9 protein-coding genes are annotated in these 8,721 nt (G+C 70.2%); 7 read left to right on the top strand and 2 right to left on the bottom strand.

The genetic code is table 11. The annotated features are described in order from the left end of the window. The coding region (locus tag J1C73_RS01385; protein WP_207314697.1) for a cation efflux transmembrane domain-containing protein at positions 1-214 on the bottom strand (214 nt) is incomplete at its 3' end. 168 nt (positions 215-382) lie between these two features. Next, the gene (gene galE, locus J1C73_RS01390) at positions 383-1,366 is read right to left on the bottom strand and encodes a UDP-glucose 4-epimerase GalE (RefSeq protein ID WP_207314698.1); all 984 of its coding nucleotides are present in this window, start codon (positions 1,364-1,366) and stop codon (positions 383-385) included. A gap of 455 nt (positions 1,367-1,821) precedes the next feature. Between galE and J1C73_RS01395 the strand changes: the two genes are divergently transcribed. The 7 genes from J1C73_RS01395 to J1C73_RS01425 form a co-directional block, all read left to right on the top strand. Further along, positions 1,822-3,426 (top strand): DUF5941 domain-containing protein, encoded by a 1,605-nt coding sequence (locus J1C73_RS01395; RefSeq protein WP_307797581.1) that lies wholly within the window; start codon positions 1,822-1,824, stop codon positions 3,424-3,426. After that, complete coding sequence (locus J1C73_RS01400; RefSeq protein ID WP_207314699.1) at positions 3,423-4,160, top strand: phosphocholine cytidylyltransferase family protein; 738 nt, start codon at positions 3,423-3,425, stop codon at positions 4,158-4,160. The genes J1C73_RS01395 and J1C73_RS01400 overlap by 4 nt, the downstream gene beginning before the upstream one ends. After that, positions 4,148-5,209, top strand: coding sequence for an iron-containing alcohol dehydrogenase family protein (locus J1C73_RS01405; RefSeq protein WP_207314700.1), 1,062 nt, complete (start codon positions 4,148-4,150; stop codon positions 5,207-5,209). The genes J1C73_RS01400 and J1C73_RS01405 overlap by 13 nt, the downstream gene beginning before the upstream one ends. Beyond that, entirely contained in the window at positions 5,187-5,966 is a 780-nt protein-coding gene (locus tag J1C73_RS01410; RefSeq protein ID WP_207314701.1) for a CDP-alcohol phosphatidyltransferase family protein, read from the top strand. Before J1C73_RS01405 ends, J1C73_RS01410 begins: the two co-directional genes overlap by 23 nt. An 8-nt stretch (positions 5,967-5,974) precedes the next feature. Next, the gene (locus J1C73_RS01415; RefSeq protein WP_207314704.1) at positions 5,975-6,847 is read left to right on the top strand and encodes a glycosyltransferase family 2 protein; all 873 of its coding nucleotides are present in this window, start codon (positions 5,975-5,977) and stop codon (positions 6,845-6,847) included. Between the two features lie 106 nt (positions 6,848-6,953). Further along, on the top strand, positions 6,954-7,883 hold the full coding sequence (locus J1C73_RS01420) for an ABC transporter permease (RefSeq protein WP_207314702.1): 930 nt from the start codon (positions 6,954-6,956) through the stop codon (positions 7,881-7,883). Beyond that, on the top strand, positions 7,876-8,721 hold an 846-nt coding region (locus J1C73_RS01425), incomplete at its 3' end, for an ABC transporter ATP-binding protein (protein ID WP_307797582.1). The genes J1C73_RS01420 and J1C73_RS01425, both read left to right, overlap by 8 nt.

The raw sequence follows: 8,721 nt of genomic DNA on the forward strand, positions 1-8,721 counted from the left end.
GGGCCATGCCGAGGCCCAGCGCGTCGGTCGCCATATGGGCCGCGTCGGCGATCAGTGCCAGGGAGCCGGACAGCAGCCCGCCGACGATCTCCATGACCGTCACGGTGAGCGTGATGCCCAGCGCGATGCGCAGCCGCCCCTTGTACGCGGCGGCGGCCGTGCCGGTGGGTGCGGGACCGCCGTGCGCATGTCCGTGATCGTGCCCAGCCCCCATGGGGACGCCTCCCGGTCGTCGCGCGGACTCGGACGCGTTTCGCCCGAGCAATGCCAGTGAACTACGGGCGGGGGGTATCGGGCAACACGGCAGTGAACACCGTTGTCAACTGCTCTGACCTGCGGAAATGGCTGCAGGTCAGAGCGGTGGACAGGCCGGCTGGGCAGTTCAGGGGGCGGACGTCACGGGGTGGTGCAGCAGCCAACCCTGCCAGGCCGACGCGACCATCTCGCGCACCCCGCGCCGGGCCGCCCAGCCCAGCTCCCCGGAGATCCGGTCGCAGGACGCGACCGCCTTCGACGCGTCCCCGGCCCGCCGCGGTTCGAACTCGGGCTTGCGGTCGAGGCCGGTGACCTCCGCCACCAGAGCGGCCAGCTCGCGCACCGAGACGCCCTCGCCGCGGCCGATGTTGACGGTCAGGTCCCCGGGTCCGTCCTGTGCGGCCAGCCGCCCGGCGACAGCCAGGTGCGCGTCGGCCAGGTCGGCCACATGGATGTAGTCACGGATGCAGGAGCCGTCGGGGGTGGAGTAGTCGCCGCCGAAGATCCGCGGGGCCTCACCGCGGGTCAGCCGGTCGAAGAACATCGGGATCACGTTGAAGACGCCGGTGTCCGACAGCTCCGGTTCGGCCGCGCCCGCCACGTTGAAGTAGCGCAGACAGCCGGTGGACAGCCCGTGCGCCTGCCCGGCCGCCCGCACCAGCCACTCCCCGGCGAGCTTGGTCTCCCCGTACGGATTGATCGGGACGCAGGGAGCCTCCTCGGTGATCAGCTCCGCCTCCGGTACGCCGTACACCGCTGCCGAGGAGGAGAACAGGAAGCTCCGCACGCCGGCGGCCGCGACGGCCTCCAGCAGGACGGTCAGCCCGCCGATGTTCTCCCGGTAGTACAGGAGCGGTTTCTCGACGGATTCGCCGACCTGCTTCTTCGCCGCGAGATGGATCACACCGCTCACCGCGTGCTCCGCGAGCACCCGGTCCAGAGTCGCGCGGTCGGCCGTCGAGCCCTGGACCAGCGGGACCTCGGCCGGCAGCCGGTCCGGGTCACCCGTCGAGAGATCGTCGAGGACGACCACCCGCTCCCCGGCCCCCCTCATGGCCCGCACCACATGTGCCCCGATATATCCCGCTCCGCCTGTGATCAGCCATGTCATGCGGGTCAGACTAGATCCATCCCACCGCGTTTTGTCAGGTGAGGCGGCCATCGACGATGATGATCGCGGACGGCGCCGCATCATCCCGGTCCGCCCGGAACGGAGCATAAACGGGCAGTGAACTCCCGCTTCCGTTCATCCGATAGCCTCTGCCGACATGCCGCCGGCCCGCATCGGGGCCGTGCCGTCGCGCGCCGACCCATGTCAGCACCAAGGAGTGAGTTCGTCTGTCGACCGCCATTCTCACAGGTGCTCCGGTACCCGGATCGTCCATCGAGGCCGATCTGCGGTCACTGGGCTTCGACGTACAGGCCGCCGCCGATGTCGGCGAGGCCGCACGACTGCTGTCCGCAGTCCCCGCCGACGGCCGGGTCGCGCTCGTCGACCCCCGTTTCGTCGGCCATGTCCACGCCCTGCGGCTCGGACTGACCGACCCCCGTTTCCCCGCCGCCACCGTGCCCGGTGCGCTCACCGTGCAGCCCGAGGCGCGTCCCGCGCTGGTCCGCGCACTGAGCAGCACCAGCGAGGCGGCCGACGCGGGCGTTCCGACCGGACCGCCCGGCAGCACCGCCACGGTCGCCGACCGCACCGTGCCCGGCCGGCTCGCCGCCACGATGGACGCGCAGGGCACCGAGGTGCAGCGCCCGGAGCTGGGCTCACTCGTCGCGGCCGTACCGGCTGACGAGGCCGCCCGCGCCACCGCGCTCTCCGGCGTCGCCGCCGTCGACGACGAGGCGGTCCGGCTGCGCAGCGCCGTCAAGGCCCGCGACGGCTTCTTCACCACGTACTGCATCAGCCCGTACTCGCGCTACATCGCCCGCTGGTGCGCGCGCCGCGGGCTCACTCCCAACCAGGTCACCACCGCGTCCCTGCTGACCGCCCTGGTCGCGGCCGGCTGCGCGGCCACCGGCACCCGCGGCGGGTATGTCGCCGCCGGCCTGCTGCTGCTCTTCTCCTTCGTCCTGGACTGCACCGACGGGCAGCTCGCCCGCTACTCGCTCCAGTACTCGACGATGGGCGCCTGGCTGGACGCCACCTTCGACCGCGCCAAGGAGTACGCCTATTACGCGGGCCTGGCACTCGGCGCCGCCCGCGGCGGCGACGACGTCTGGGCACTGGCGCTCGGCGCGATGGTGCTCCAGTCCTGCCGTCATGTCATCGACTTCTCGTTCAACGAGGCGAACCACGACGCGGTGGCGAACTCCAGCCCCACGGCCGCCCTCTCCGACAAGCTCGACAGCGTCGGCTGGACGGTCTGGCTGCGCCGGATGATCGTGCTCCCGATCGGTGAGCGCTGGGCGATGATCGCCGTACTGACCGCGCTCACCACCCCCCGGATCGTCTTCTACGCACTGCTGGTCGGCTGCGCCTTCGCGGCCTGCTACACCACAGCGGGCCGGCTGCTGCGCTCCCTGACCCGCAAGGCCCGCCGCACCGACCGGGCCGCCCAGGCACTCGCGGACCTCGCCGACTCCGGCCCGCTCGCCCAGCTCGTGGCGGCCCGCGGACCCCGGATCCCGGGCGCCTGGACAGCCCCGGTGGTGGCGGTCGTCGGCGCCGGCGCGCTGATCGCCGCCGCGCTCCAGCAGCCCTTCGGCAGCCGGCAGATGATCGTCGCCGCGGTCTTCTACGCGGTCTGCTCCGGCATAGCCGTGGCCCGCCCCCTCAAGGGCGCACTCGACTGGCTCGTCCCGCCGGTCTTCAGGGCGGCCGAGTACTGCACGATCCTCGCGCTGGCCGCCCGCAGCGACATCGACGGGGCGCTTCCCGCGGCCTTCGGCCTCGTATCGGCCGTCGCCTACCATCACTACGACACGGTGTACCGCATTCGAGGCGGCACCGGCGCACCCCCGCAGTGGCTGGTGCGCACGATCGGCGGACACGAGGGCCGGACCCTGGTGGTGGCCGTACTCGCAGCCGTACTCACCGGAGCCTCGGGCTTCGCCGTGGCACTCACCGCTCTCGCAGTGGCCGTGGCACTGGTCGTGCTGGTGGAGTCCATCCGCTTCTGGGTGTCCTCCGGGGCACCCGCCGTTCACGACGAAGGAGAACTCGCATGATCGGCCTCGTACTGGCAGCCGGCGCAGGACGGCGCCTGCGCCCCTACACCGACACGCTTCCCAAGGCTCTCGTGCCGGTGGACGGCGAGAAGACCGTCCTCGATCTCACGCTGGCCAACTTCGCCGAGATCGGCCTCACCGAGGTCGCGATCGTCGTCGGCTACCGCAAGGAAGCCGTCTACGACCGCAAGGAGGAACTGGAGGCGAAGTACGGCCTCAAGATCATCCTCGTCGACAACGACAAGGCCGAGGAGTGGAACAACGCCTACTCCCTGTGGTGCGCCCGCGAGGTCCTCAAGCGCGGCGTGATCCTCGCCAACGGCGACACCGTGCACCCGGTCTCCGTCGAGCGGACCCTGCTGGACGCACGCGGCAAGGGCCAGAAGATCATCCTCGCCCTCGACACGGTGAAGTACCTCGCCGACGAGGAGATGAAGGTCATCACCGAGGAGGGCAAGGGCGTTCAGCGGATCACCAAGCTGATGGACCCGGCCACCGCCACCGGCGAGTACATCGGTGTCACCCTCATCGAGGCCGAGGCGGCCGAGGAGCTGGCCGACGCCCTCAGGGCGACGTTCGAGCGGGACCCGGACCTGTACTACGAGGACGGCTACCAGGAGCTCGTCAACCGCGGCTTCACCGTCGACGTGGCCCCCATCGGCGAGGTCACCTGGGTCGAGATCGACAACCACGACGACCTCGCGAAGGGCCGGGAGATCGCATGCCAGTACTGACCCGGCTCATCCCGTCCCCGGTCTTCGTCGACATCAGCCGGGGCGCCATGGACGACCTGGCCGGTCTCCTCGCCGACCAGCGGATCTCCGCCTCGGGGAAGCTCGCGATCGCGATCAGCGGCGGCTCCGGACAGGCCCTGCGCGAGAAGCTCGCACCGGCCCTGCCGGGCGCCGACTGGTACTGCGTCGCGGGCGGCGACATCGACGCCGCCGTACAGCTGGCCGACGACATCAAGGGCAAGCGGTACGACGCCGTGGTCGGTCTCGGCGGCGGCAAGATCATCGACGTGGCGAAGTACGCCGCGGCCCGGGTCGGCCTGCCGCTGGTCTCGGTCGCCACGAACCTCGCCCACGACGGCCTCTGCTCACCCGTCGCGACCCTGGACAACGACAACGGACGCGGCTCCTACGGGGTCCCGATGCCGATCGCCATGGTCATCGACCTCTCGGTGATCCGGGCGGCCCCGGACCGCTTCGTGCGCTCCGGCATCGGCGACGCGATCTCCAACATCTCCGCGATCGCCGACTGGGAGCTCTCGCACCAGGTCAACAACGAGCAGATCGACGGACTGGCCGCCGCCATGGCCCGTACCGCGGGCGAAGCCGTACTGCGCCACCCCGGCACCGTCGCCGACGACGAGTTCCTCACCGTTCTCGCCGAGTCGCTGGTGCTCTCCGGCATCGCCATCTCGATCAGCGGCGACACCCGCCCGTCGTCCGGCGCCTGCCACGAGATCAGCCACGCCTTCGACCTGCTCTTCCCCAAGCGGGCCGCGAGCCACGGCGAGCAGGTCGGCCTCGGCGCCGCCTTCGCCATGCACCTGCGCGGAGCCCACGAGCAGTCGGGGCTCTTCGCCGAGGTCCTTCGCCGGCACGGCCTTCCGGTCCTGCCGGCGGAGATCGGCTTCACCGCCGAAGAGTTCGTCCAGGCCGTCGACTACGCCCCGCAGACCCGTCCGGGACGCTTCACGGTCCTGGAACACCTCAGCCTGTCCACCGACCAGATCAGGGACGCGTACGCCGACTATGCCAAGACCATCAGTAGCTGAACTTCGCCCGGTCGTTCACCCCCCGGGCGTCAAGGACCGGCGCAGCGGCGAACACTGGGCGGGCCGGATCTACATGCGCGAGGTCTCGCTGCGCGTGGACCGGTACCTGGTGAACACCAAGGTCACGCCCAATCAGCTGACCTACCTGATGACCGTCGCGGGTGTGCTCGCCGCCCCGGCCCTGCTCGTTCCGGGTATCCCCGGTGCGCTGCTCGGCGTGCTCATGGTCCAGCTCTACCTGCTGCTCGACTGTGTCGACGGCGAGCTGGCCCGCTGGAAGAAGCAGTTCTCGCTGGGCGGGGTCTACCTGGACCGGGTCGGCGCCTACCTCTGCGACGCGGCCGTGCTGGTCGGCTTCGGCCTGCGCGCCGCCGACCTGTGGGGCGACGGACGCATCGACTGGCTCTGGGCCTTCCTCGGGACGCTCGCGGCGCTGGGCGCCATCCTGATCAAGGCCGAGACCGACCTCGTCGGTGTCGCACGCCACCAGGGCGGGCTGCCGCCGGTCAAGGAGGCGGCGTCCGAGCCGCGCTCCTCCGGCATGGCGTTCGCCCGCCGGGCCGCCGGTGCGCTCAAGTTCCACCGGCTGATCCTCTGCGTCGAGGCGTCGCTGGTGATTCTGGTCGCGGCCGTCCTGGACTCCGTCAGGGACGACCTCTTCTTCAGCCGCCTCGCGGTCGCGGTGCTGGCCGGCATCGCCCTGCTGCAGACCCTCCTCCACCTCGTGTCGGTCCTGGCATCGAGCAGGCTGAAGTGAGCACCCCCATGAAACTCGGCGCGGTCATCATCACGATGGGCAACCGCCCGGCCGAGCTGCGCGCCCTGCTCGATTCGGTCGCCAGGCAGGACGGCGACCGGATCGAGGTGGTCGTCGTCGGCAACGGCTCTCCCGTACCGGACGTCCCCGCGGGCGTGCGCACCGTCGAGCTGCCCGAGAACCTGGGCATCCCCGGCGGCCGCAACGTCGGCATCGAGGCCTTCGGGCCCTCCGGTGCCGACGTGGACGCCCTGCTCTTCCTGGACGACGACGGGCTGCTGCCGCTCACCGACACCGCCGAGCTGTGCCGGCAGGCGTTCGAGGCCGACCCCAAGCTCGGCATCATCAGCTTCCGCATCGCCGATCCGGACACCGGGGTCACCCAGCGCCGCCATGTGCCGCGGCTGCGCGCCGCCGACCCGCTGCGCTCGTCGCGGGTGACGACGTTCCTCGGCGGCGCCAACGCCGTACGTACCCGGGTCATCGCCGAGGTCGGCCCGCTGCCCGGCGACTTCTTCTACGCGCACGAGGAGACCGATCTGGCCTGGCGGGCGCTGGACGCCGGCTGGCTGATCGACTACCGCGCCGACATGGTGCTCAACCACCCCACCACCGCCCCGTCCAGGCACGCCGTCTACCACCGCATGGTGGCCCGCAACCGGGTCTGGCTGGCCCGTCGCAACCTGCCCGCGCCGCTGGTCCCCGTGTACCTCGGCGTGTGGCTGCTGCTCACTCTTCTCCGCAAGCCGTCCGGCCCGGCGCTGAAGGCATGGCTCGGCGGCTTCCGGGAAGGCTGGTCGAAACCCTGCGGACCGCGACGCCCCATGAAGTGGCGTACGGTGTGGCGGCTGACCAGACTAGGCCGCCCTCCGGTCATCTGAGAGGCTCGCCTCTGGGAGCATGAGGCGTATTTTTCTTGTCGGGACCTGTCCGCCCTGAGCCGCGCCCGCGACTGGCTGCGCATTTTGAATACGAGAGTTTCATCTGGTGAGTGACACAACCCATGATGGTGCGGTTGCGCTGAGCACCCCGCCATCGGCAGACGACGGCCTGAGCTCGGCCGAGCTGGCCGCGAAGCACGGTCTGACGGTGAGCGGAGCCCGGCCGGGGCTCATCGAGTACGTGCGCCAGCTCCGCGGGCGACGCCACTTCATCATGGCGTTCTCCCGGGCGAAGCTGACCGCTCAGTACAGCCAGGCAAAGCTGGGCCAGTTGTGGCAGGTGGCCACCCCGCTCCTGAACGCCGCGGTGTACTTCATCATCTTCGGTCTGATCCTCGGCACGAAGAAGGGGATTCCCCAGGACGTCTTCATCCCGTTCCTGGTGACCGGGGTCTTTGTCTTCACCTTCACCCAGAGCTCCGTGATGGCGGGCGTCCGGGCCATCTCCGGCAACCTCGGTCTGGTCCGCGCGCTGCACTTCCCCCGGGCCTCGCTGCCCATCTCCTTCTCGCTCCAGCAGCTCCAGCAGCTGCTGTACTCGATGATCGTGCTGGTCGCGGTGACGGTCGGGTTCGGCAGCTACCCGCGGCTTTCGTGGCTGCTGGTGGTTCCCGCCCTGGTGATGCAGTTCTTCTTCAACACCGGCCTGGCGCTGATCATGGCGAGGCTCGGCTCCAAGACCCCCGACCTGGCGCAGCTGATGCCGTTCATCATGCGGACCTGGATGTACGCGTCGGGCGTCATGTTCTCCATCCCGGTGATGCTCGCGGACAAGCCGTCCTGGATCGCCGATGTGCTGCAGTACAACCCGGCGGCCATCTACATGGACCTGGTCCGGTTCGCGATGATCGACGGTTACGGCTCCGAGAACCTGCCGTCGCACGTCTGGGTGGTCGGGCTCGCCTGGGCGCTCCTGGTGGGCGTCGCGGGCTTTGTGTACTTCTGGAAGGCAGAGGAACGGTACGGCCGTGGCTGAGGACAACACCGCGGGGCGCGTCCCCACCGTGATCGCCGACGACGTGCACATCGTGTACCGCGTCAACGGCGGTGGCGGTGGCAAGGGCGGCGCCACCGCGGCACTGAGCCGGATACTGCGCCGCGGCAACGGCGAGGAGCGCGGGGTCCGCAAGGTGCACGCCGTGCGCGGCGTGACCTTCACCTCCTACCGGGGCGAGGCGATCGGTCTCATCGGGACCAACGGCTCCGGCAAGTCGACCCTGCTGCGGGCCATCGCCGGTCTGCTCCCGACCGAGCGCGGCAAGGTCTACACCGACGGCCAGCCCTCGCTGCTCGGGGTGAACGCGGCGCTGATGAGCGATCTGACCGGCGAGCGCAACGTCGTCCTGGGCGGACTCGCCATGGGGATGAGCCGCGAGGAGATCCGGGAGCGGTACCAGGACATCGTCGACTTCTCCGGCATCAACGAGAAGGGCGACTTCATCACCCTGCCGATGCGGACGTACTCCTCGGGCATGGCCGCCCGGCTGCGGTTCTCGATCGCGGCCGCCAAGAACCACGACGTCCTCATGATCGACGAGGCGCTGGCGACCGGTGACCGGAAGTTCCAGATCCGTTCCGAGGCGCGCATCCGGGAGCTCCGCAAGGAGGCCGGCACGGTCTTCCTGGTCAGCCACAGCAACAAGTCGATCAGGGACACCTGCGACCGGGTGCTGTGGCTGGAGAAGGGCGAGCTGCTGATGGACGGTCCGACCGAAGAGGTCCTCAAGGCGTACGAGAAGTTCACCGGCGGCCCGGACAAGGCCCGCAAGCCGAAGACCGAGCCGAAGCCGAAGCCGAAGACCGAGCCCGCCGAG

This window comes from Streptomyces laculatispora (assembly GCF_017353455.1).
In the GTDB taxonomy this organism is placed as follows: domain Bacteria; phylum Actinomycetota; class Actinomycetes; order Streptomycetales; family Streptomycetaceae; genus Streptomyces; species Streptomyces laculatispora.

What these genes read in the sequence shown, in the direction of transcription:
- galE (WP_207314698.1), bottom strand. Translation starts at nt 1,366, where the DNA reads ATGACATGGCTGATCACAGGCGGAGCGGGATATATCGGGGCACATGTG.
- J1C73_RS01400 (WP_207314699.1), top strand. Translation starts at nt 3,423, where the DNA reads ATGATCGGCCTCGTACTGGCAGCCGGCGCAGGACGGCGCCTGCGCCCC.
- J1C73_RS01405 (WP_207314700.1), top strand. Translation starts at nt 4,148, where the DNA reads ATGCCAGTACTGACCCGGCTCATCCCGTCCCCGGTCTTCGTCGACATC.
- J1C73_RS01410 (WP_207314701.1), top strand. Translation starts at nt 5,187, where the DNA reads ATGCCAAGACCATCAGTAGCTGAACTTCGCCCGGTCGTTCACCCCCCG.
- J1C73_RS01415 (WP_207314704.1), top strand. Translation starts at nt 5,975, where the DNA reads ATGAAACTCGGCGCGGTCATCATCACGATGGGCAACCGCCCGGCCGAG.